The 23,933-nt window shown below is 57.9% G+C and carries 21 protein-coding genes and 1 tRNA gene; 6 read left to right on the forward strand and 16 right to left on the reverse strand.

The genetic code is table 11. The features are described 5' to 3' along the window. Window positions 1-23 precede the first annotated feature (23 nt). On the reverse strand, window positions 24-1,127 hold the full coding sequence (locus ACXAC3_RS00385) for a Gfo/Idh/MocA family protein (RefSeq protein ID WP_475154126.1): 1,104 nt from the start codon (window positions 1,125-1,127) through the stop codon (window positions 24-26). A 115-nt stretch (window positions 1,128-1,242) separates the two neighbouring features. Here ACXAC3_RS00385 and iolC point away from each other — a divergent pair, with 115 nt between their 5' ends. The 3 genes from iolC to ACXAC3_RS00400 are packed head-to-tail and all read left to right on the forward strand — an operon-like array spanning window position 1,243 to window position 3,917. Beyond that, window positions 1,243-2,223, forward strand: coding sequence for a 5-dehydro-2-deoxygluconokinase (iolC, locus tag ACXAC3_RS00390; RefSeq protein WP_475154130.1), 981 nt, complete (start codon window positions 1,243-1,245; stop codon window positions 2,221-2,223). 9 nt (window positions 2,224-2,232) lie between these two features. Beyond that, a complete protein-coding gene (locus ACXAC3_RS00395) occupies window positions 2,233-3,069 on the forward strand; it encodes a 5-deoxy-glucuronate isomerase (protein WP_475154134.1) in 837 nt (278 codons plus the stop codon). Then, entirely contained in the window at window positions 3,066-3,917 is an 852-nt protein-coding gene (locus ACXAC3_RS00400) for a class II fructose-bisphosphate aldolase (protein ID WP_475154138.1), read from the forward strand. Before ACXAC3_RS00395 ends, ACXAC3_RS00400 begins: the two co-directional genes overlap by 4 nt. 4 nt (window positions 3,918-3,921) lie before the next feature. On the opposite strand, the gene ACXAC3_RS00405 is transcribed toward ACXAC3_RS00400, so the two are convergent. From ACXAC3_RS00405 to ACXAC3_RS00455, 11 genes are all read right to left on the reverse strand, one after another. Then, window positions 3,922-4,701, reverse strand: a complete 780-nt coding sequence (locus tag ACXAC3_RS00405; RefSeq protein WP_475154142.1) for a TIM barrel protein — start codon at window positions 4,699-4,701, stop codon at window positions 3,922-3,924. A gap of 33 nt (window positions 4,702-4,734) precedes the next feature. Continuing rightward, complete coding sequence (locus ACXAC3_RS00410) at window positions 4,735-5,493, reverse strand: SDR family NAD(P)-dependent oxidoreductase (protein WP_475154144.1); 759 nt, start codon at window positions 5,491-5,493, stop codon at window positions 4,735-4,737. Next, the gene (gene iolB / locus ACXAC3_RS00415) at window positions 5,490-6,296 is read right to left on the reverse strand and encodes a 5-deoxy-glucuronate isomerase (RefSeq protein ID WP_475154146.1); all 807 of its coding nucleotides are present in this window, start codon (window positions 6,294-6,296) and stop codon (window positions 5,490-5,492) included. The genes ACXAC3_RS00410 and iolB overlap by 4 nt, the downstream gene beginning before the upstream one ends. A 49-nt stretch (window positions 6,297-6,345) precedes the next feature. Next, window positions 6,346-7,527, reverse strand: coding sequence for a phytanoyl-CoA dioxygenase family protein (locus ACXAC3_RS00420; RefSeq protein WP_475154151.1), 1,182 nt, complete (start codon window positions 7,525-7,527; stop codon window positions 6,346-6,348). A 48-nt stretch (window positions 7,528-7,575) separates the two neighbouring features. Then, entirely contained in the window at window positions 7,576-8,475 is a 900-nt protein-coding gene (iolE, locus tag ACXAC3_RS00425) for a myo-inosose-2 dehydratase (protein ID WP_475154156.1), read from the reverse strand. Beyond that, the gene (iolD, locus tag ACXAC3_RS00430; protein ID WP_475154161.1) at window positions 8,472-10,304 is read right to left on the reverse strand and encodes a 3D-(3,5/4)-trihydroxycyclohexane-1,2-dione acylhydrolase (decyclizing); all 1,833 of its coding nucleotides are present in this window, start codon (window positions 10,302-10,304) and stop codon (window positions 8,472-8,474) included. Before iolD ends, iolE begins: the two co-directional genes overlap by 4 nt. 99 nt (window positions 10,305-10,403) lie before the next feature. Beyond that, window positions 10,404-11,225, reverse strand: a complete 822-nt coding sequence (locus tag ACXAC3_RS00435; protein ID WP_475154165.1) for an ATP-binding cassette domain-containing protein — start codon at window positions 11,223-11,225, stop codon at window positions 10,404-10,406. 1 nt (window position 11,226) lies between these two features. Further along, window positions 11,227-12,333 carry an ABC transporter permease gene (locus ACXAC3_RS00440; RefSeq protein WP_475154168.1) on the reverse strand — a complete coding sequence of 369 codons (1,107 nt, stop codon included), beginning with the start codon at window positions 12,331-12,333 and terminating at the stop codon, window positions 11,227-11,229. Between the two features lie 66 nt (window positions 12,334-12,399). Next, window positions 12,400-13,320 carry a sugar ABC transporter substrate-binding protein gene (locus tag ACXAC3_RS00445; protein WP_475154173.1) on the reverse strand — a complete coding sequence of 307 codons (921 nt, stop codon included), beginning with the start codon at window positions 13,318-13,320 and terminating at the stop codon, window positions 12,400-12,402. Between the two features lie 123 nt (window positions 13,321-13,443). Beyond that, window positions 13,444-14,457 carry an inositol 2-dehydrogenase gene (gene iolG, locus ACXAC3_RS00450; protein ID WP_475154177.1) on the reverse strand — a complete coding sequence of 338 codons (1,014 nt, stop codon included), beginning with the start codon at window positions 14,455-14,457 and terminating at the stop codon, window positions 13,444-13,446. Window positions 14,458-15,336: 879 nt separating this feature from the next. Next, the gene (locus ACXAC3_RS00455) at window positions 15,337-15,669 is read right to left on the reverse strand and encodes a cupin domain-containing protein (protein ID WP_475154180.1); all 333 of its coding nucleotides are present in this window, start codon (window positions 15,667-15,669) and stop codon (window positions 15,337-15,339) included. A gap of 124 nt (window positions 15,670-15,793) precedes the next feature. Here ACXAC3_RS00455 and ACXAC3_RS00460 point away from each other — a divergent pair, with 124 nt between their 5' ends. After that, the gene (locus ACXAC3_RS00460) at window positions 15,794-18,832 is read left to right on the forward strand and encodes an ATP-binding protein (protein ID WP_475154182.1); all 3,039 of its coding nucleotides are present in this window, start codon (window positions 15,794-15,796) and stop codon (window positions 18,830-18,832) included. A 375-nt stretch (window positions 18,833-19,207) separates the two neighbouring features. Here ACXAC3_RS00460 and ACXAC3_RS00465 read toward each other — a convergent pair. The 3 genes from ACXAC3_RS00465 to ACXAC3_RS00475 all read right to left on the reverse strand — a co-directional run bounded on the left by ACXAC3_RS00465 (window position 19,208) and on the right by ACXAC3_RS00475 (window position 20,248). Further along, a tRNA-Arg gene (locus ACXAC3_RS00465) sits at window positions 19,208-19,284 on the reverse strand. A 175-nt stretch (window positions 19,285-19,459) separates the two neighbouring features. After that, window positions 19,460-19,936 carry a GNAT family N-acetyltransferase gene (locus ACXAC3_RS00470; RefSeq protein WP_475154183.1) on the reverse strand — a complete coding sequence of 159 codons (477 nt, stop codon included), beginning with the start codon at window positions 19,934-19,936 and terminating at the stop codon, window positions 19,460-19,462. Further along, the gene (locus ACXAC3_RS00475) at window positions 19,937-20,248 is read right to left on the reverse strand and encodes an ETC complex I subunit (protein ID WP_475154186.1); all 312 of its coding nucleotides are present in this window, start codon (window positions 20,246-20,248) and stop codon (window positions 19,937-19,939) included. A gap of 35 nt (window positions 20,249-20,283) precedes the next feature. On the opposite strand from ACXAC3_RS00475, the gene ACXAC3_RS00480 reads away from it, so the two are divergent. Together ACXAC3_RS00480 and uvrB are read left to right on the forward strand one after the other, a co-directional pair. Then, window positions 20,284-20,886, forward strand: coding sequence for an SRPBCC family protein (locus ACXAC3_RS00480; protein WP_475154192.1), 603 nt, complete (start codon window positions 20,284-20,286; stop codon window positions 20,884-20,886). An 81-nt stretch (window positions 20,887-20,967) separates the two neighbouring features. Continuing rightward, window positions 20,968-23,160 carry an excinuclease ABC subunit UvrB gene (gene uvrB / locus ACXAC3_RS00485; protein WP_475154193.1) on the forward strand — a complete coding sequence of 731 codons (2,193 nt, stop codon included), beginning with the start codon at window positions 20,968-20,970 and terminating at the stop codon, window positions 23,158-23,160. Between the two features lies 1 nt (window position 23,161). Here the strand turns inward: uvrB and ACXAC3_RS00490 are convergent, their stop codons facing one another. Continuing rightward, window positions 23,162-23,719, reverse strand: a complete 558-nt coding sequence (locus tag ACXAC3_RS00490; RefSeq protein ID WP_475154198.1) for a lysozyme — start codon at window positions 23,717-23,719, stop codon at window positions 23,162-23,164. Window positions 23,720-23,933: the final 214 nt, after the last annotated feature.

A 23,933-nucleotide genomic window follows, 5' to 3' on the forward strand; every position in this document is an offset into this window, starting at 1 on the left:
GGTCTTTCAGTTGTGCGCAGCGCCTAGAAGTCGCTGACCTTTTGCCAACACCGCTGCTCGGACGAGGCCAGAGCGGCAGACAGTACGCGATTGACCTCGTGCCCGTCGCGGAAGGTCGGCCAGATCGCCTGTCCTGTATGGATGGCCTGCAGGAAATCCTTGGCCTCGATGATGATCTGATCCTGATACCCGGTGCCGTGCCCAGGGCCCTGACAGAACGGCTCATAATCCGGGTGGGCCGGGCCGGTCAGGATCTTAGTGAACCCTCTTTGCGCCTCGGGACCTTCGCGCCGGTACAGCCACAGCGCGTTCTGATCTTCCTGATCAAAGCGAATTGCGCCTTTCGTGCCCGAGATTTCATACGCGTAGCCCATCTTTCGACCGGTTGAGATGCGGCTGACATAAATGTTGCCCATCGCGCCATTCTGAAACCGGCACATGATCTGCGCATGGTCATCATTGGTCACGGTGCCGCCGGGACGTGTGTCGTGAACGGTCTCGACCTCAGCCATGACTTCCGCAACAGGCCCGATCAGCGCCAGCGCCCCGTTGACCATGTGCGGGGCAAGATCGCCCATGGTGCCGTTGGCCATCCCCGTGGTGCGCCAACTGGCCGGAGCCTGGGGATCGGCATAGAAATCCTCGGTATGTTCGCCGCGAAACCAGGTGATTTCGCCCAGTTCGCCATCGGCAATTAGCTGGCGGGCAAACTGGGTGGCCGGCGTTCGGACATAGTTGAAGCCGACCATGTTGGTCACACCGGCCGCGTCGGCCGCGTCCACCATTGCCTGACCGTCCTCCATGGATGCGCCCAGCGGTTTTTCGCACAGCACCGGCTTGCCCAGCGCAAGGGCTGCCTCGGCGATTTCACGATGCGTTCCCTGTGGCGACGCGATGACGATGGCCTCGACGGCGGCGTCACCCACCAGCGCGCGCCAGTCCCCGGTCGCGCGCCGGAACCCATAGGCAGCACGATACCGTTCGGCGCTTTCAGGGCTTGCCGCGCAGATCATCTCAAGCCGCGGGCGCAGCGCGGTATCGAACACCGCCCCCACTGCCGACATCGCAACTGAATGGGCCTTGCCCATATAGCCGCCGCCAACAATTCCAATTCCGATTTCCGGCATCTGTCACGGCTCCGAACAATATATTTGCAACCGGTTGCAAAATCAGTATCGTGTGAATCGACACAACGCAAGGTCCATACCACTTTGCACGCCCCTTTTTGCCGGAGGACATAACGTGAGCGCTTTGATCGACGGTATCAAAGGAAACCGGTTTGCGGTATTCGGACGTGCAGGCATGGACATGTTTGCCGCCCCCGTCGGCGTCAAAAGCGAAGATGCCGATACATTCCACGCCGATCTGGGCGGATCATCGGCCAATATCTGTGCCGGTCTGGTCAAACTGGGCAGTCAGGCGGCATTGATCACCTCGGTCTCGGATGACGCCGTGGGGCGGTTTTGCTTGAACCGGCTGCGCCATTACGGGGTGGACACGTCCAATATCCGGGTACTCGGCGGCGAATACCGGATGTCGTTGGCCGTTTACGAAAGCCGGATCGAGAATTTCCAGAATGTCATCTACCGCAATGGCGCGGTCGATTTTCAGGTCACCGAAGAAGACATGGACAAGGTCGACTATTCGGCCTTCTCAGCCGTGATCTCAGCCGGAACAGTACTTGCCGCCGAACCCTCGCGCAGCGCCACATTCCGGGCTTTCGACAACGCGCGCGCATCGGGTCTGCCGATCATTTTCGATATCGACTACCGCCCCTATAGCTGGCCTTCGCCAGAGGTCGCGGCCGATGTCCTGTCCCGCGCGGGCGAGGCCAGCGATTTGATTGTGGGGAATGACGAGGAATTCGGCTTTATGGCCGGCGGTATCGAAAAAGGGTTCCAAAAGGCCCGGGAACTGGCTGCGAAGCCCGGGCGGATCGTCATCTACAAATTGGGCGAAAAAGGCGCGGTGACGCTGACCGACGGTCAGGAAATCAGAACCGGGATCTACCCCGTCACTGCCGTCAAGCCGAACGGTGCGGGCGACAGTTTCATGGCCGGGTTGCTGGCATCCGTCGCAGCCGGGCATTCGCTGGAAGACGCGGTGCTGCGCGGCTCGGCCTGTGCATCCATCGTTGTCTCGCAACCGGGTTGCGCACCAGCCATGCCCACAACCCCGGAACTGGACGCGTTTCTGGCGTCCCACCCCGGCCCGACGACATAGGAGAGACCCATGCACATCGCGCCCTATGACAACCAGAACAAACCCATCGTCGACGCGGACGATCCGACGGTGCCGTTGAATTACTTCAATATCGTCAAGCTGCGCCGGGGCGAGGCCTTCGAATACCAGGTGCCCGGGTATGAAACCTGCATCGTGCCCGCCACCGGCAGCGTCGATGTCGAGGTCGAGGGCGTGCCGTTTCCCCGGCTGGGCAACCGCGGCGAAGATGTCTGGGATGGCGAGCCCGAAGGCGTCTATGTTCCCGTCGGCGCCAACGCGCAGCTGGTTTGCATGTCGGAAGAGGCCGAGGTGTTCATCGCAGGGGCAAAGTATGACAAGGTCCTTGATCCGTTTGACGTGCGCGAACATGACCTGGTGCAATACGGCAGTGACGACACGAAGACCCATCGCAAGATCAAGCATATCCTCGGCCAGAAACAGCACGATAAGGTTGGCCGCCTGCTGGTCAGCGAGTTGTTCACTGTCGGTCAGGGCGGATGGTCCGGCTTCCCCAGCCACAAACACGACACCAACCGCCTTCCGGACGAGTCGCGCCATGATGAGACGTATAATTTCCGCTTCAGACCCAAATGGGGCTCGGGCCTGCAGATGCTGCAGCGTGAGGATAACGAGCCCGGCGATGCCTATCACATCGTCGATGGATCGACGATCTGCATCGACAATGGCTATCACCCGTGCTGCGTTCTGCCGGGATACGAGATGTACTACTTCACCATTCTCGGCGGTCTGACGCAGCGCTCTCTGGTGCAGTATTTCCAACCCACCCATGCTTATCAGATCGAAACGATCCCGGGCATCAAAGACATGATTGCAAAGTTCAAATGACCCTTGTCACGCTGAAAGACGTCCTGACCCCTGCGTATGAGCAGGGCTATGCCGTGGGTGGGCTGGTGACGCTGGGCTGGGAGGACATGCGCGCCTATGTGGCGGCGGCAGAGGCTGAGAATGCGCCGGTGATCCTGCAGGCCGGGCCAAGTTGCCGCGAGCACACGCCGCTGCCGGTTCTGGGCAAGATGTTCCGGCATCTGGCCGAGAACGCCTCCGTGCCTGTCGTTGCCCATCTGGATCACGGATACACGTTCGAGGATTGCAAAATCGCGCTCGACAGCGGGTTCACCTCGCTCATGTTCGACGGGTCGCGCAAACCCCTGCAACAGAATATCGACGAGACCGCGGCCATTGCCGAAATGGCGCATAAGGCCGGGATTTCCTGCGAGGGTGAGATCGGGTTCGTGGGCTACTCCGGTGGCGAGGGCTCCAGCGGGACCGACCCTGATGAGGCCGCCCTCTTCGCACGCGAAAGCGGGGTCGATGCAATGGCCATATCGGTCGGAAACGTCCATCTGCAGCAGAACAAAGAGGGTGGTCTGGATGAGGATCGCATCCGCCGGATCGACGCCGTAACCGATGTGCCCCTGGTAATCCATGGCGGGTCAGGCGTACCGGTTGCGCAACGCACGCGGCTGGCGCGCGAGACCTCGATCTGCAAGTTCAACATCGGAACGGAACTGCGTATGGCCTTCGGCAGCGCGCTGCGCGAGGCGGTCAACCGCGACCCGGAACGATTTGACCGGGTGACCATTCTGAAGGAAACCCACGATCCGGTCGAGGCCGCCGCCCGCGCGGTGATCCGTGCCTTCGGGGCGCCGCCGCAACACCAGAACCCCGGCTGAGAAATCAGATCGTGAAGGCCGCCCGGAACGCCTCAAGGGCAGCCTCTGGGTCGCCGGACGCAGAAGCCTCCAACCCCACAGGGCCGCGATATTCGAGCTCGTACAGCGCCTTGGCGATTACCGCATAGTTGATTTCCCCGGTTCCCGGCTCGCACCGGCCGGGATTGTCCGCAACCTGAATTTCTCCGATCCAGGGCAGGCATTTGTCGCACCAGCGGATCAGGTCCCCCTCTCCGATCTGTGTGTGGTAGAGGTCCAGGTTGATACGCAGTTGCGGCCGGTCAATTGCCGACACCAAGGCCAATACGTCGGCCGTGGACCCGAAGGGGCAGCCGGGATGATCCAGCTGGTTCAGGTTCTCCAGCGTGAAAACCACGCCTTCTTCCTCGGCCAGATCACAGATGCGGTTCAGCGTATCCCGCGCCTTCAGCCACATTTCACCGGTCACAACATCGTGCTGCCTGATCGGAATCCCCCCTTCACCCAGCCCGGTTCCGTGCAGGTTCAGCCGATCCACGCCCAGCCGCTTCCCAACCTTGATTGTTTCACCAGCAGAGGCCAGCAGCATCGCGGCCCCCTCGTCATCGGCCAGCCGCCCCTGAACATAACCGTCCATGATGGTGAAGTTCGCCCCAATGGCTTCCAGCTTGGCAAGGTCCAGGTCAGGCCAGCTCCACAATCCGACACCAAGGCCCATCTCGGTCAGGCGCGCGACGCGCCAGTCTATCGGCCTGTCCAGCCACAGCATTTCGGCACAGGCCGCAAGTTGAAAGGGTGCGGACATTCCGGACCTCCTGAATTCAGAAACTATCGGGTCTCAGATCGACCCGCCTTCGACCATGAAATTACCCGCGCTGCACATGGCGGCGTCGTCCGAGGCCAGAAACAAAACCATCCGCGCGACATATATCGGATCAATCGGGTCCGGCAGGCATTGACGGTCGATCTGTTTGGCCAGCGCTTCGGGCGTGACCCACAGGTCCTTCTGCCGGTCGGTCATGATCCAGCCGGGAACAACGGTGTTTACGCGGATGCGGTGATCGCCCAGTTCGCGCGCCATCGTGCGGGTCAGACCGTGGACCGCCGACTTGGCGGTGGCATAGGCGGGAAAGCCTGCCCCGGCCTCCCACCACGAGTTCGAGCCGAGATTGATGATGGAACCGCCACCGGCTTCGATCATCCCCGGTGCGAGGGCCTGAATAGTAAAGAACATGTGCCGGATATTGGTGGCCATGCGCTCATCCCAATAGTCCGGGGTGACCGTGCGCCAGTCGTGGCGGTCGTCATGGGCTGCATTGTTGACCAGCACCTGGGCGGGCCCCAAATCCTCTGCCAGTTGGTCCAAAGCCGCGCGCAACGCGTCAATGTCGCGCAAGTCACACTGGGCAAAAGCGTGCTGGCCATCCAGTTCCGCCAACAGCGCTTGCCCCGCGTCGGCATTGATATCCAGAAACCCCACCTTCGCGCCCTGATCCGCGAATGCGCGCACCGTGCGCGCACCGATACCCCCTGCGCCGCCCGTGATAATGACCGTCTTGCCGCTGAGGCTGGTGTAGCTGGCGAAATCCTGTGTCAACTGTCGCGCTCCATGATCCATTTGACCTCGGGGGCCGGGACGAACCGCCATTTCCGCAAGGGCCCGGCCATGACGTTCAGATAATACATCTCAAACCCATATGGCGCACCGCAAGGGTGATGGCCACGCGGGACGGTCACAACATCGCCATCTGACACCGCCATCGTCTCATCCAGCTGTCCGTCGTCGGTATAGACCCGCTGAATGCCAAAGCCGGAGGCCGGGTTCAGGCGGTGGTAATAGGTTTCTTCCAGATACGTTATGCGGGGATAGTCATCCTCGTCATGGCGGTGGCTGGGATACGAAGACCAGTGCCCGTTCGGCGTGAACACCTCGGTCACCAGAAGGCTGTCGGCATAATCCTCGGCCTCCATCGCGATGTTGTTGATATGGCGGGTGTTGGTGCCCTTGCCGCGTTCGGTCAGCGTTATGCCGTCGGGTCCGATCCGGCGGGCCGAATGGCCGCCCTTGCCCGGCGCGGAACAGACCGCTACAACGCAGTCCGTTTCGGCCACCGCCGCCCACTCGGTACCGTTCGGCAGGTAAAGGCAATGCGGCGGCGTCTTTTCGAAAACATTCATCCGGTCGCCCAGAATACCCCAGTCCTGACCCGCCCCGGTGATACGTGCCTTGCCTTCGACCATGACCAGAATAACCTCGCGATCTCCGGTCACCTCGGCAGCCTTGTCCCCGGCACGCAGGTGATACAGGCCGAACCCGACATAGCGCCATCCGGCGCTGACCGGCGTAATGTCATGCACCTTGCCGCGGGTTCCGAACGGTTTCTTGAGCAGGTCTGCCATTCAGTCGTCTCCTTCAGGGGCGGGCACATCGGCCCGCCCGGGTCATGTGTCAGGCAGCCCGCCGCGTGTTCAGAGCTTTCAGAGCGTCGGCCAGTTCCGCCGCGCGCCAGCCCTCGGACACCGCGCGATGCAGAATGTCGGCCTGACTGGCCGGCGCGTTGCCCCCAACCGGAGGATCGGTGTCCAGATTGGTCGGGAACGGGTAGCCCTCGGCCGTGGCGGCAATCGCCGCGTTCAGTTCAGCCCCGGTCAGATCGCCCCGTTGTTTCAACGCGACCAGCTGCGGGAACACCGCCAGGGACATGGCCTGACGGTCGATCGCCTCCATCGCGCGTCCAAAGGCCGACGAGATCTGCAACAGGTTGGCCATCCGGTGAATATCCGTGCTGCGGTTCTCGCCCGCCGCATGGAACAGCGCCGGGTTGAAGAACACCGCATCACCTTTTTCCAGCGGCAACTGGATGTAGGACGCTTCGAAATGGTCCCTGTGGCCAGCGTCGTGAAACGCCAGATACCCGGCCGGGTAGAGCTGCGAAAACGGCAGCAACTTTGTCGGCCCGCTTTCCACCGGCATATCGCAATGGGCGACGGCCCCCTGCAAGGTCAGCGATGCCGTCACCAGATGCGCATGCGCCGGGTAACGGGCTGCATTTTCCGCAGTCTGAAAGCCCAGATGATAATCCCGGTGCGCCTGCTGCGCCTTGCCGCCGGGGCGCACCTGGTTGATCTGCGCGGTGACCTGATAGTTGGGGCCCAGCCACGCCTCGCAGGCCGCTGCAATCGCCGTGTTGCCGAAATAGAGCGCAAAGCCTTCGGGGTCGCGCAGGCATTGTTTCTGCAACGCATTCCAAACCCGGTCATTGGCACCAGAGGCTGCGAAATGGTCGCCTTCCCCCGCTCCGCCCCGGCGTTCTTCTTCGATGATCCGGCGAAACACGTCGGTGGCCCGGTCGATGACCGAAATGTCTGCGTAAGCCCGTTTCAGCGCGATCACACCGGCCGAGCTGTTCAGTACGCGACCCCATTCCGCCATCAGATCGCGGCGCTGGTCCGCGTCTTTCAGCGCCGGGCGCAGGGCGTGCATGTCATAGACGGGTACGTTCTGTTCAATTGCGGCCGCACGGGGCACGTCATCAGCCTTCAGGCTCTGCGAGGTCAGCACCTTGAATTCATCCAGATCACAGGATTCCCGGTCAAAATACCCGACATATCCAAGTTCCTGACTTACCATGATGTTCTCCTTTCTCATGGCGTTGGTGCTGCCGCTTTGGGCGGTTTGTTAACTGCTGATCTCCAATCCCGCCTGCCCGCAGACATCGACGATATGTTCGTAGCCCGTTTTGGAATATTCATAGGGCGGCGCCTTGGCGGGGTCCTGTTCGGCCTCGACCACGATCCAGCCTTCGTAATCCATCGCCCTGAGCGCGTTTGCGACGGCCTGAAAGTCAATGCAGCCATCGCTGGGAACCGTAAAGGCACCGGCAATCACGGCATCCAGAAAACTGCGGTTATTCTCGCGCGTGTCCTGAACCACTGCGGGGCGGATATCCTTGAAATGCACGTGATGCACCCGGTCGCCCCACCGATTGAGGGTGGCCATGACATCGCCGCCGCCAAACAGCAGGTGGCCGGTGTCGAAACACAGCTTTACTTCGGGGCCCGAGCCTTCCATCAGCCAGTTCACGTCCTCTTCGGTCTCGATGATCGTGCCCATGTGATGGTGATAGGCCATCGGCATTCCCTGATCGGCCATCCAATTGGCCAGTTCGGTGATCCGGGCTGCGTAAGCCAGCACTTCGTCCTTGGACAGTTTGGGGCGGTTGTTGACCGGCGTCCCGATCTGCCCCTGCACGGTGTTGGAACATTCGGCGTAGACGATGCAGGGGCTGTTCAGCGCCACGAACTGTTCGACCTGTTCGCGCACGGCTTCGCGTTCGGTGGCAAAATCGTTGACCAGCGACGCGCCCGAGCACCAGCCGCCGCACAACGCGATGTCATTGCCGTCCAGATAGGCCCGCAGCCCCTCGGTGTCGCCGGGCATCCGCTGACCGCGCTCGACGCCGGTATAGCCAATCTCGCGCGCCTCTTTCAGCGCCTGTTCCATGGTGTAGGCCGCCGTCAGGTCCGGCAGATCGTCATTCTGCCAGGCGATCGGAGAGATTCCGATTTTCACGCTCATTTAGTGTTTCTTTCCTTAATGGCGACTTCATAGGCCGCCCGCTTTTCATTCACTTCGGGGCGGGTGCTGACCTCGGGCACCGCCACTTCCCACCACGTGCCGCCATATTCGGTCGAGGGGTACGGATCGGTGTCGATGACCACCACATAGGGGCCCGTAATGTCGCCACGTTTGGCCAACGCGCCCTCCAACTCGGAGATCGAGCCGACTTTGACCGAAGTTGCGCCCATCGCCGCTGCATGGGCGGCAAAGTCGATAGCCGAAGGGTTCTGATGCACGGCGTGATCCAGCAGGTTGTTGAACTCGGCCCCGCCGGTGCCCATTTGCAGGCGGTTTATGCAGCCGAAGCCGCGGTTGTCGGTGATGACCACAGTGAATGACACGCCCATCATGGCGGCGGTCGCCATTTCCGAATTGGCCATCATATAGGTGCCGTCGCCGGTAAAGCAGATCACGTCACGCTCGGGCTGCGCCATCTTGATACCCATGGCACCGGCGATTTCGTAGCCCATGCAACTGAAACCATATTCCATGTGATAGGCCCCGGGGCGTGGCGCTTTCCACAGCTTGTGAAGCTCGCCGGGCATGGTGCCCGCCGCGCACATCACAACCGTGCCATCATGTGCGGCACGCTGCACGGCGCCCACCACCTGCATATCGGTTGGCAGAGCGTTGCCGTCACCCGGGGCGTCGGTCAGCTTGTCGACTTTACCGTACCACTCGGCCTTCAGCGTGTCGGCGACCGGGTCGGCGCGGTAACCTTGCAAAGCTGCGCCCAGTTCCTCAAGCCCCACGCGCGCGTCGGATTGCAGCGGCATTGCGCCGTGTTTTTCGGCGTCATAGGCGGCGGTATTCAGGCAGATCATCTCGCGTTCCGGGTTAGAAAACAGCCCCCACGATCCGGTGGTGAAATCCTGCAACCGCGTGCCGACCGCCAGAACCAGATCAGCCTCGGCGCAGGTTGAATTCGCGGGCTCGCCTCCGGTCACCCCAACCGGGCCCAGGTTCAGGGGGTGATCCCAGGCCAGCGCCGACTTGCCGGCCTGCGTCTCGGTAACCGGAACATTGTGGGTCTCGACAAAACTCTGGAGCGCATCCGTCGCGCCTGAATAGTGCACACCACCCCCGGCCACGATGACGGGCCGCTTGGCCGCTTTGATCGCGGCGACAGCGCGCGCCAGTTCATTCTCATCCGGACGAATGCGGCGCTGATACCAGACGCGCGGCTCAAAGAAGCTTTCGGGATAATCATGGGCTTCGGCCTGTACATCCTGACAGAAGGCCAGCGTCACCGGGCCGCAATCGGCTGGGTCCGTCATGGTGCGGAAGGCGCGCGGCAAGGCCGTCAGCAGGTGTTCAGGCCGGGTAATGCGGTCAAAATAGCGGCTGACCGGGCGGAAGCAGTCATTGGCGCTGACCGTGCCGTCGCCGAAATTCTCGATCTGCTGCAACACCGGGTCGGGCCCGCGGGTGGCGAAAACGTCGCCCGGCAGCAACAGAACCGGCAGGCGGTTCACATGCGCCAGCGCAGCAGCCGTTACCATATTGGTCGCACCCGGCCCGATTGACGACGTCACCGCCATCGCGCGTGTCCTGCGCATCTGCTTGGCATAGGCGATCGCGCAATGCGCCATGGTCTGCTCGTTATGGCCGCGATAGGTCGGCAGGCTGTCTTTCACGCCATGCAGCGCCTCGCCCAGCCCGGCCACGTTGCCATGGCCGAAGATGGCCCAGACACCGGCGATGTAAGGCTCTCCGGCCTCGTTCATCTGCGCACCCAGATAGCGGACCAGAGCTTGCGCTGCGGTCAGTCGGATTGTCTTGCCCATTGTGATCCCTTTCAACCCAAGGCCACCCGGCCGGTCCATTGGTATTGAGTTTTAAAGATTCAGAATTGTCCGGCGGACGTCACGCGGAAAGGAACGGGTTTACACCGTTCCGCCCAGCGATCCTTCCAGTTCCGCCATTTCCTGACCGCCCGCCATCAGATCCTGCAGTTCCTCGGGGGTGATCTCGCCGCGCTTGGCCGTTCCCAATGTCTTGCCCCGGTTCAGCACGGTAAAGCGATCCCCAACCGCCAGCGCGTGACGGACGTTGTGACTGATAAAGACCACGCCGACGCCCTGACTGCGCACCCGGTCGATGGTGGCCAGAACGTTTGACGTCTGGCGCACGCCAAGCGCCGATGTCGGTTCGTCAAGGATCAGGATCTTTGCGCCGAAATAGACGGCACGGGCGATGGCCACGGTCTGACGTTCGCCACCCGACAGGGTGCCGACTGCCTGATCCGGTCCGCGCAGGTTGATGCCCATCTTGCGCATCTCTTCCATGCAAACCTCGTTGGCCTGTTCCACGTCGAACCGTTTCAACAGCCCCTTTCCCTTGGTCGGCTCGCGCCCCATGAAGAAGTTGCGTGTCACGCTCATCAGCGGGATCATCGCCAGGTCCTGAAACACGGTCGCAATACCGGCTTCCATCGCATCGCGGGGCGTGTCGAAATGCAGCGGTTTACCTTCGAAATATATCTCGCCTTTGGTGGGTTTATGCACCCCCGACATGGTCTTGATGAAGGTCGACTTGCCCGCGCCGTTGTCGCCCAGCAGACAATGACACTCGCCCGGCTTCACATCAAAGCTGACACCGGCCAGCGCGATGATGTTGCCAAAGTGCTTTTCGATATCTTTCATCTCGACGATCGGAGCGGCGTCGGTGGCGGTGTCTCCGTGGTGGAACTTGGTATCTTCGGTCATATCAGCGCTCCCCGGTTACGCGTTTACGGATCGCATTGTTGAACAGAACGGCGATCAGCAGCATGGCGCCCAGGAAGACCTGGAACCAGTCCTGATCGAAGTCGGTATAGGTCAGGCCGATGACAACCATACCAAAGATGATCGAACCAAAGAACGCTCCGATGGCCGAACCATAGCCGCCGGTCAGCAGACAGCCACCGATCACCGCGGCGATGATCGCCTCGAATTCCTTCTGGAAGCCGCGGCGCGCATCGGTCGAGCCCGCATCCATCACCGTTATGATGGCCACCAGCGCAGCACAGCAGGCCGTCAGCATGAACAGCGAGACCTTGACGCGGTTCACCGGCACACCCGAGTTTGACGCGGCAGTCTTGTCGCCACCCGATGCGAAAATCCAGTTCCCGGCCGGGGTGCGCAGCAACACATAGGTCGCAGCCAGCGCCAGCACGATGAACCACAGAATTTCAACCGGGATACCGGGAACCTTGGGCGCACCGCTCTTGAATGTGTCGATGACGCCGCTTTCAGCCAGCGAACTGAACAGGCTGCCAAAAGCTTCACCCGAGAAGAAAGGGGCAAGCCAGTCGTTTTCGACCGCATCCCGCACACCGCGCAACTGGGTCGATCCACTGGTCGCCATCTTCAGACCAACCAGCGACAGACCCCGCAGGATGAACAGAAAGGCCAGCGTCACGATAAAGGACGGCAGACCCGAGCGGATCACGATATTGCCGTTGATCGCGCCGACCATGGCGGCAAACACAAATGTCATCGGGATCGCCGCAATCAGCGGCAGTTGCCAGGTGACCACGCAGACGCCGAAGAACAGCCCCGAAAACGCGACCATGGAACCAATCGACAGATCGAACTCACCACCGATCATCAGCAATGCCGCCCCGATGGCCAGAATGCCAAGCTGGGCCGCAGGCGTCATGAAGTTCATGACCCCGGCCAGGGTAAACATCGAGTCGTCCGCGGTGATCGCGAAAAAGATGAAGACCAGAACGACACCGGCCATAGCCCCCAGTTCGGGGCGCTTCATTAGCTTGGTCAAGAAAGGTTCCTTCTTGACCCTTTCGTCCGCTGCAACTTGCGCTGACTGGCTCATGTTTCCCTCCCAATTCGGTTGAAACGGCGCAGGTCGCGCCGTTTCAGATTTCAGTGTCCCGTGTGATTAACGGATGCCCTGCGAAGACAGGTCGATCACCTGAGCGGCCTTGTCCTGGGTGACCAGGTTCGGACCGGAAGGCACGTTGCCGCCGGGCATCAGGCCGTATTTGGCGTGCAGACCCATGAAGTTCACCGACAGGTAGCCCTGCAGGTACTGCTGCTGGTCGATGGCAAAAGCCGCGTCACCATCCGCGATCGACTGCAGGAAGTTAGCCGACAAGTCGAACGAGGCGACGTTCACGTCACGACCCGACCCTTTGACGGCTGCAACCGTGGGCTCACCCGCCGAGCTGGCGCCCAGCGCCATGACGGTGTCGATGGCTTCGTTGGCGGCCAGAGCAGCGGCCACTTTCGACTCGATCTCCGACGGGTCGTTCGAAGTTGGCAGCACCTCGACATTGCCGCCAAAACCCTCGGCGAAACCGGCGCAGCGCAGGTCCAGCGCGACGTTGCCCACCTCGTGGTTCACACAGATCGCGGTGCTTCCGCCCATCGAAGCCAGCTCTTCACCCGCGGCCTTGCCGGCGTCAAATTCATCCTGTCCGACATGCAGCAGAGCGCCCAGATCCTTGGACACGTCCGAGCCCGAGTTGATCGAGATCACCGGAATTCCGGCAGCCACAGCCCGTTCGATTGACGGCCCCAGCGCATCCGCATCCGGGATCGAGACGATCAGGCCGTCAGGCTCCTGGTTCACGGCGGCGTCGATCAGCTGTGACATGGCCACCATGTCAAAGGTTTCGGGCGCGCGGTATTCCACGTTCACGCCGACATCCTTGCCGGCCTGTTCGACGCCGTTTTTGACAACGTTCCAGAACGCGTCATTCGCCTGACCGTGCGACACAACCACAATTTCCTGCGCAAAAGCAGGTGTGGCCAGGGCCATTGCACCCGCAGCCAGTGCGCCTTTAACGAACTTATTCATTTGGTTTCCTCCCATTAGAACAGTTTGTCTTGTTGTCGGGGTCTTGGCCCCAATCATTCGGATCGACCGAATCTCCTCCGCTCCGGATCGTGGCGGAGCTTTCTCCAGTTTCCGTATATCCGCTCATTTTGCAACCGGTTTCAAAACATCAGCCATCGCAACCGGGTTTCCGGACTGGGCCGAGCGGGTCGCGGCCTCGGCCATTGCAAGCGCGGCAATCCCGTCCTCCAGCGTTACCGGCATTTCCGTTCCGGCCAGCACTGCCTGTACAAAAGCATCCCATTCCGCGCGGTAGGCGGGCATATAACGTTCCAGGAAGAAATACGTTGGCTTCGCCCCGATCACGCCCTGTTCGGTGGATTTGACCACCGCATTTTCAAGCACGTTATGGGCCTGCAAAAGCCCGCCCGAACCCAAAAGCTCGATCCGCTGATCATACCCGTAGACTGCGCGTCTGGAATTTTTGATCACGGCGATCCGGCCATCGTCATAAGTCATTGTAACCACAGCGGTATCAACATCTCCTGCGCGGCCGATCTCAGGGTCGACTATGGATGTTCCAACAGCAGAAATCTGCACCGGCAACCGGCCCATCAGAAAATTGGCCATGTCAAAATCGTGGATCATCATGTCCCGGAACAGACCGCCCGAAACCCTGATATAGCTGACCGGCGGCGGCGCGGGATCGAAGGACGTGATCGACAACATTTCCGCCGCGCCAATCTCATCCCGGTCCGCGGCCGATTTCAGTGTGGAAAAGCTGGGGTCAAAACGACGGTTGAACCCTACCATGACCGGACGACCGGTTTCATCAGCCAACGCCTTGCAGGAAACAGCACGGTCCAGGTCAAGATCGACAGGTTTTTCGCACAAAACCGCCTTGCCGGCGCGCGTGGCCGTTTCGATCAGGTCCGAGTGGGTGTCCGTCGGCGTCGCAATCAATACCGCATCGATTGACGTGTCGGCCAGAATATCCTGGGATTCGCGCGCCGTCGCGCCATGTTCGGCAGCAAGGCTTTCCGCCGCTTCGGAAATCGCGTCGGACACCGCGCAGAGCCGGCTTTGAGGATGCGCGGTTATGGCCTGTGCGTGAACGCGGCCAATGCGCCCGGCACCTAGCAATCCAATTCTGAGCATGCGGTTCTCCCAATTCCCGTATTTTGCGCCACAATGTTTCGCTTTGCAACCGGTTGCAAGAAATATTTCAAGAAATCTGATCTGCAGTCGGAAAAGCCCCTTGAACCCCTTTTTCTGATGCCCCGCAGCAAGCCCCAGGTTGATAGCTAACGGGACTTGAATTGGACTACGCGATTAACCGCTTTGAATTTCGGATGTGTGATGTGCCAAAAAAGAGGCCGTACAGGACTCTGTCAGACAACGTGAAGAGGCAGAGCATCTAAGGCTTCTTTTCCCTTTAGATTCGCGTGCTTCGCCGCAGGGCATTGCAAGAAAAATACAGTTCAGACCGGTCCTCCTGACTTTGCAATGCAACACCCTTTCAGGCACCCGTCAACGCCCATTTGAAGACGCGCCGTGCTGATCCCTGTTGGGGGCGTCGATAAGCAGGGCACGAACGCCTATTTTGCAGAACCAAATATGATAGGACCACCAAGCCGCATGCAATAAATCATGGAAAAAGCGGGCTTTGTACCTGTCTGTTAGTACCGGAAAGTTCAGCTTTAGCGTAGGGTCAACGGCGCTGTCGAGCACCTAGCCAAATGTCGGCTGGCTGCTCGGCTGCCGACGCTATGGTACCGATTGGCGTAGAGCAGATTTGATAGACAGATGGATACAGGCACGCATCCTTTGCTGAAGACTAGGCTAGGTTACATACAGGCGCAATATTGCCTCAAACGCATCAAGGCCATGTTCTACAAGATCATGGAGCAAATGCACATCGCCACCAAATACTACAGGTTCCCAAGGTTTTCCTAGCCGCAATCACCGTTCTCGCTATCAATCGGCCAAGTGTCTCAAAACCAAGGCAACTCCACAAAATGAAAGCGATGATTAGACCTAGCCTTTCAAAATGACTATCGGGTATTTCGTGTTGTTGCAGACCTTTACAGTAATCTCGTCAAAACCCCTGGGTATTTCTCGCGGATAGTGAACTCCCGCTTCAATTCGTTGATCCGTTGAATCTCCGCCGTTTATAGAAATTGACAAAGTTCCAGGAGTTATCGGAATAACCACGTACGGAAAAGAGTACGTGTGTTCCGTACAGGCGCCAGGTGGATAGGTAATCATTACCAATGGGCGCCCAGACGCCCTAGGTAGATACTCATCAGGTAAAAAATGGTAACCTTCATTCAGAATCTCAATATTAGGTTTTTTGTCTTCATCGGCCATGGTTTACCCCCAGAACAAAACTATTGCCGTTAATCCAAAAGTATGAGGAAATCTAATCGCTGATTAGGGTGGCAGAAATTGCCATATTCGGCAAGAATATTCTTCCTTGCGGAGAAATGACCACGTGACAAATCGGGGGTACAATCATGATTCCAATGCCTTATTTGGGGCCGAACTTAAGTTGGTCACATCGCTTTTTGTTGACCTCGTGGGGTCATTGGAAGCAATATCTGACATCGGGACTCAACAAGCTGCCTTACTTCTGTCCGAGTGTCGTTCTGCTCTAACTCGCGTCGCCCACCGTCATTCAGGCACCGTCGCCACTATAGCTGGTGATGGCATTCTATTTTTGTTCGGAGCTCCTCATGCTAGTTCCAAACAAGCATCTAATGCCTGCCTAGCTGCATTGGACATGATCGAGGAAACAAAAGCCGAAAATTGGCCGCTGCAGGATACAAAAGTACGTATCGGAATCTGTAGCGGCGAAACGCTCGTAAAACCTGTTAGCACTGACATTGGATGGCACTACGACGCGACAGGTGTTTCGGTTCACTTGGCATCGCGCCTGCAGGCGATCGCTGAACCAGACACGGCCATCACGGATCGACTAACCCGAGATTTGGCACAAGACGGTTTGTTGTTTGAAGAACTCGGTGGGCAAAATGTACGTGGTGTAACAAATGCCATACCAGTCTTTAGGTTAAAGAAAATATCCAGGAGCGCGAAGGTTGGATTGCACTCCGAAAGATCACCTTTTGTCGGACGAGAGAAAGAAGTCACGCAATTGGTAGAAATCTGTAGGAGATCATCTAGCGGCTCTAAGAAAGTCGTTGTTGTCGCTGGCGATGCCGGCATTGGGAAAAGCAGATTGATTTTCGAGACCCAAAAAAATCTTAAGGCCGAAGCTTTGGCTCCGACCCTGATCTGCCGTGGGTTTTATGGACTATTTGACTCTTTTTCCGGGATCCGAACTTGTATTGAGCAGTTGATCCAAAACTCAGACCTGACAAGTCAGGAGCAATTCTTGGCGCGATCACTACAAGGCGTATCCCCTGAAAAGGTGTCCGCCAAAGACGAAACTAGCCTGAAAAATTTGTTTAGCACATTATTTGGAACTGCAAAATCCGAATCTAAACCCAAAGAGTTTCAGCTAAATGAGGCCATTGCTCAGAAAATTACAGTGGTCCGACGAGGATTCGAAACTTTGGTGAAATTCAAATCAAACGACAATTCATTTTCGATATTTGTGGATGAATTTTTCGAGTTGGATAGTGAAAGCCGAGAGATATTCTATCAGTTAATGGCGAGAGACTCCGATTTCGAAGGAAATTTTATTATTAGCTGCCGCCCGGAAAGATTGGCTGAGCTACTAGAAAGAGAAATCACAAATATCCAATTAATGAACCTCGCAGGATTAGACGAAGAAGCGTCCACCATATTGGCGCGCGCACTAAAGAGCGGTATTGAAGGCAGTCAAATAGAAGAATCGCGCCAGGTGTTTGACTTAGGCAACGCAATTCGCAAATCTGACGGCAACCCGCTTTTTCTAATTGAAATCGTTAATGCTCTCGTATTCAGCAGAAGTGATTCAAAATTTGCCCGCCCAACTTCAGGGGATTTAAATTTCGCTATCCAGACCCCGTTCCTGCAAACCGTCATTGCCGAACGCATCGACCAACTCGATCAAAGTCAAAAACAGTGTCTGAAAGTTGCATCTATTTTGGGAGAGGTGATACCAGAAACACTGCTTTCCAAAGTTTTGTACAATTTGGAATTCGATGCATCAGCCGTGGATAGGTTAATCTCCGAAAGAATTTTGGGCTTTACAGCCATTCAATCGGGTCGCGGTTTGTGTTTCAAGCACCCTCTATTTAGAGAAATTGCTGAAAAGTCCATCATAGAGCGTGACAGAATTTCTTTTCACATAGCAGCATTTCGAGTCTTGGAAAAGTCGCTCGCCGACGGAAATAAAGTAAGCTCATTATCAATGGCTTATCACGCGAACTCTGGTCAACTTTGGGCTGAAGCATGCGAAGGGTTTCTGGAGGCTGCGGCAGAATTGAATGAGCGCGCAATGAATAGCCACGCATTGGATCTTTTGGATCAGGCATTATGCTCTTCAAATAATCTAAATGACGTTAAATTAAGGGCGCAAACTAGGGTAAAAATTCTGCTGGAGATGAGAAACCCTCTTTATCAGGTCGCTGACCTAACCGGCGTTGCAAATTGCTTGAAGAAGGCCAGTGAAGCCCTCATCGAAAGTGAGGAGCCGCGCGTCAGAGGCCGGATACTCGCCTTTGAAAGCCATATGTTTTGGTTGCAGGGACTTCCTTCGCTTGCGCTGAAGAGCGCCCAAAAGATTAATCAAATTGCAAGTGAATATGGAGATGAAACCTTAAGAGTTAGAGGAGAGTTTCACAAAGGACTTGCAAATTTCGGTTTAGAGAAACACACGGAATCTTTACGGCACATGCAAAACGTTTTTAACGTGATTTCGAGCGGCAGTCGCGATGCTGAGTTAGGCGTCAACCTGGGTCTGTCTGTTCTGGCAAAAAGCTATATGGCACGGTCATTGGTTTATCTGGACCGCCCGTTCGAAGGGAATGTGGCGATGGAGGATGCACTGGAAATTGTCGCGCAATCAGAAGACATCTTTGCACATATCATCGCTCAACTCTCAGCTGGTGCCGTGTATTTCTTTTCGGGAGACCAAGGTCGAAGTGCTAGCGGTTTCAATGCGGCAGGTCGCTTTCTGGAAGCCGTTGAGGCTCGATTGATGCAGCCGATCTTTGAAGCATACTTTGGTTGCTTCAAGGTATGTACTGGGAACATAGTTGGTGGAAAGCAGTTGATTATTCGATCTATCGGAGAAAGCAACGACATTGGCCTGGGGCTGGAGTTGGGTCGCAAGTACCTAAGCGCGGGTTTGTGCTGTTTGGCGACTGGTGACAGGAATGATGCCGCCGCCGCGTTTCAAGCGGGTATCGAAGCGTCAAGTCGAAGCGAAGCTCACCAAACCGCCTCCATTTTGGAGGCAATGTTGCGGTACGCGCAAACTGCTCGTTCAGAAAGCAATATGTTTGAAGGTCTGTCTACGCCCCCCTTCGAAAATGACCCGGTGATTAAGTCATTTGTCCGATCCTTTAGCCAAACTTCCGATTAGTGACCGTCAAACTTCGACGGACCTGCCCTTCTTTTCCGAAGAGTTCCGAACCCAAGGGCGTGAGTTGAGGTTCCAAATGGATCGCTACTGAATGTAGTGGGTAAGTCAGCGATTTGTGACTGCTTGCCTTACTTGGCTGCGCATAAACAACTTGCGCGGAAAACGTCATGTCATCCAAAGTTCGTCAGGCGTCATCGATGGAGGACACACTGAGCGTAGAGCAAATCACGCCGTCCAGCGCCGGAGCCGGACTCTTGCAACTGTATTCCCGAGCGGTCAGAGAACACCATTTTGCTGATATCTCAATGTCGTATACGAGTGGCCTTTTCGAAATAAGAAAGGCAGCTTCCCTACTCGTCGGAACACTTGCAACAATGGCGCCCACGGGAGGACTCGAACCCCCAACAGCCCGATTAGAAGTCGGATATTCTATCCAGTTGAATTACGTGGGCGCTGCTCCGCTGTTATTGGACAATGGCGGCAGATAAGTCAACTTGGTAGTATGCTGGTCTCTTCACCAATCACTTTTTTCTTCATAGTCAGACATTTACGCGGCTCTTGCGAACCGTCGGGTTCCTTTGACCTATCCTGTTGAGCCAATGGACCGCAGCGCCCTTCCCGTTGCTACTATGGGCTGGGTTCAAGGCCCAGGCGCATGAATGCGCTGTTCGGATCAGCTTTGTACCCGTGGATCGGACCGCAATAGGAATAGCCCAGAGCCTCATAGAGTTTGCGGGCCGCGTCATATTCGGGCAAATGCGCCGCGCCGGTTTCCAGAACCAGTGCAGACGCCCCTTCGGATCGCGCCTTTTCGGCCAGATGGGTCATCATCACCCGCGCCAGCCCACGCCCCCGTGCGTCAGGCAGGATATGAACCGACTTCACCTCGGCCGTATCATCCGGCAGCACCTTGAGCGCCCCGCACCCAACTGGGTTTCCGTGCACATACATGGCCCAGAACCGAATGCCCGGTCCGGCCAATGCGGCGGCATCCAGGGTATGATTGCTTTCCGCGGGTCCCGCCGTTTCGCTATGGGCGAAATGCGCGTCGATCACCGGGCGCAACGCATCCGATGTCGGATCAGCCTCGCGGATTTCGATCATTCAGTGCGTCCAGGGACCGCGCCGATCGGTGGCGAAATTCTCTCCATACCCGCGCGCGCGCAGGTTCGGCTTGCGCTTCTGCGGTTCGCTGACCTGCGCGTCAATGCCGTTGTCCTTGGCATAATCCAGCGCCTCTTCCTTGGTGTCGAATTTCAGGCGCACCTGGGTCTGCGTGTCATTGGATGAGGTCCAGCCCATCAGCGGATCGACCTCGCGCGCAGATGCCGGGGCAAATTCCAGAACCCATTTGCGGGTCTTGGCCATCCCCGAGGTCATCGCATTTCGCGAAGGCTGGTAAATCCGTGCGCGCATGTCGCCTCTCCGTACTCACTTGGCTGGGCTTGTTTATGCGCCAGAGCGCCGCTCGGGACAAGATGACAATTGTCGCGGAATGCAACAACGGCCTGATGACAGAAACTGTCATTGGCCTCGCCTATGATCTTGGAAAGATCAGCCAAAGGATTGAACAGATGATCCATTTTGAACAAACCCTCGAAATCAACGCGACCCCCGAAGCCATCTGGGCGGTACTCAGCCGGTTTATGCAGGTTGACGAGATTGCCCCACAGATCACGCATGTAGAGGCCCTGACCCACGGGATTCATGGCGTTGGCTCAAAGCGGCGTTGTTATTTTGCGAACGGAACCTCTCTGGTCGAAGAGGTCACCCGGTGGAACCCCAACCGGGGCTATAGCGTGCGCCTGTCCGAAATGTCGGCGATGCCACTGACCGCCGCGCACGCCGCGATCGCTATCGACCCGCTGGCCGGGGCTGGCACCCGGGTGATCTGGAGCATGGATTATGCTGTGAAATATGGCCCCCTTGGCTGGCTTATAGGGCAATCCCTGATGAAAGTGATGATGTCCAAGGTATTCAACGGCAACCTGAAAGCCCTGGCTGACAAGGTGAATTCGGATCACGCTCCGGATGCGCAACCCGCCTATTACTGAATCTGAGCTTTCCGGACCGGATCAGCCCTTGCAGTTGGACAAAATAAGAACAAATGTAAGGGCCTGACCCGGAGCCAGCCCATGCCTTATGCCCATTCCGACAAGACCCAGCTGACCGTCGATGACGTCCGTGCGCGCCTGAAACTGGAAGGTGGCAAACAGTTCGTCATGCATACTGAATTCGCGCCTGCCGGCGACCAGCCGACCGCAATTCAGGAACTGGCCGGAGGTGTGAACGACGGCGAGCGCGATCAGGTTCTGCTGGGCGCGACCGGCACGGGCAAAACCTTCACCATGGCCAAGGTGATCGAAGAAACCCAGCGCCCCGCGATCATTCTTGCCCCTAACAAAACCTTGGCGGCCCAGCTTTATGGAGAGTTCAAGGGATTCTTCCCTGAGAACTCGGTCGAATACTTCGTGTCCTACTACGATTACTACCAGCCAGAAGCCTATGTGCCGCGCTCGGACACCTATATCGAGAAGGAATCCCAGATCAACGAACAGATCGACCGGATGCGCCACTCGGCCACGCGGGCGCTGTTGGAGCGGGATGACGTGATCATTGTGGCCTCGGTCTCGTGCATCTACGGGATCGGCTCGGTCGAAACCTACGGGGCGATGACACAGGACCTGAAGGTCGGTAAGGAGTACGACCAGCGGCAGGTGATGGCCGATCTGGTCGCCCAGCAATACCGCCGCAACGATCAGGCGTTTCAGCGCGGGTCTTTCCGGGTACGCGGAGATTCCTTGGAAATCTGGCCCGCCCACCTTGAGGATCGCGCCTGGAAGTTTTCGTTCTTCGGCGAGGAATTGGAAACCATCACCGAGTTCGACCCCCTGACCGGCGAGCGCGCCGCGACCATGGAGCAAGTCCGCGTCTATGCGAATTCGCACTACGTCACTCCGAAGCCGACCATGAACCAAGCAATCATCGGGATCAAAAAGGAGCTGCGCATCCGGCTGGACCAACTGGTGGGCGAGGGCAAGCTGCTGGAAGCACAACGGCTGGAACAGCGCACCAATTTCGATCTGGAAATGCTTGAGGCCACCGGCGTCTGCAACGGGATCGAGAACTACTCGCGCTATCTGACGGGCCGCGCACCGGGCGAGCCGCCCCCGACCCTGTTCGAGTTCATCCCCGACAACGCCATCGTCTTTGCCGACGAATCTCACGTTTCTGTCCCGCAGATCGGCGGCATGTACCGGGGCGACTACCGGCGCAAGTTCACGCTGGCTGAACACGGGTTCCGCCTGCCGTCCTGCATGGACAACCGCCCGCTGAAGTTCGAGGAATGGGATGCCATGCGCCCGCAATCCGTCTTCGTCTCGGCCACCCCGGCAAAATGGGAGATCGAACAGACCGGCGGCATCTTCACCGAACAGGTGATCCGCCCCACCGGCCTGCTGGACCCCGAGGTTGAAATCCGCCCTGCGTCGATGCAGGTGGACGACCTGCTGGACGAAGTGCGCAAGGTCTCCGCCAATGGCTATCGCACGCTGGTCACCACGCTGACCAAACGCATGGCCGAGGACCTGACCGAATACCTGCACGAACAGGGCATCAAGGTCCGCTATATGCATTCCGACATCGACACGCTGGAACGCATCGAGATTCTGCGCGACCTGCGGCTGGGGGCGTTCGACGTGCTGGTCGGCATCAACCTGCTGCGCGAGGGGCTCGACATCCCCGAATGCGGTCTTGTGGCCATTCTGGACGCGGATAAGGAGGGGTTCCTGCGCTCGGAAACCTCCCTGATCCAGACCATAGGTCGCGCCGCGCGAAACGCCGATGGCCGGGTGATCATGTATGCCGACAAGATCACCGGTTCCATGGAACGCGCCTTGGGCGAAACCAACCGCCGCCGCGCCAAACAGCTCGCCTATAACGAGGAACACGGCATCACCCCCGAGACGGTGAAGAAGAATGTCGAGGACGTTCTGGCCGGTCTTTACGAGGGCGACGTCGACATGAACCGCGTCACCGCCACCATCGACAAACCGATGCACGGCGCGAATTTGGAAGCCCATCTGGACGGGTTGCGCGACCAGATGCGCAAGGCCGCCGAGAACCTCGAATTCGAAGAGGCCGCCAATATCCGGGATGAGATCAAACGTCTGGAAGCGGTCGACCTTGCCATCGCCGACGACCCCATGGCGCGCCAATGGGCGGTCGAGAAAGCCTCGGAAGACGCGGTGAATTCGCGCGGTCGCTCAACGGCTGGGCGGCCCGGGCAGCGGGGTGGAAATGTGAAGCGACGGAAGAAAGGTCACTGACTTAGCCGAAGAGATCGTCGAGAATGGTCTTCGTCGAAACGCTGGTCGCGCTGGACCAGTTTGGCGAATAGGACGGCTTTCGAACCTGATACTCGGTTCCCGTGCCATTGTTTGACCAAACACCGTCAAAAAACAGGGCCTGCTCTTTCCTGCGCCGGGGTATGATTTCCGGGGGTTTCTTCCAGTTCATGATTGCGGATTTGGCACCGGATACGTCTCCGGCTTTCCACCTTTTGACCCAGGTCGCCTTTTTTATGCCACCTGTATTGTAGTGAAACGATAATGCCCCGCCAAGTTGAGCCTCAGTAAGGGCGTGCCCGATGAACGCTTCCTGTACGGCAGGCAGGTAATTGTTTCGAAGCACCCATTCGAACACCTCGAAACATCTTCTGAGCGTTTGCGGATTATCGACATATCGCGGCCAAACCTTGTGACCTGAAGCGGACGTAATACCAATACTCCAGGTCCAAACCCCGACAGAGTCGCGGTAAGCTTCTCGAACTATGCCTTCATGCGAAATGAGTTCTGCGGCGATATTCGGGGTAATAAAATTTGTCATTACAATCTCCTGAAATAGAGAAGGCGTCATTTTATCACAGAATTGACGTTCCAAAAAATTAGGGACTTGCGCGGGCAAATTGCGTCAGAGAGACGCTTTAGCTGGGCACCGATCAGCGACTGCTTCGCCAATCGGCTGTGCGGAACTCAGTACCGTCAAAAATGACCGGGGAACCGCAACTGATGGTTGCAATTGAGCGCAAAGCGATAAATCA

The organism is Ruegeria sp. ABV4_181 (assembly GCF_056158465.1).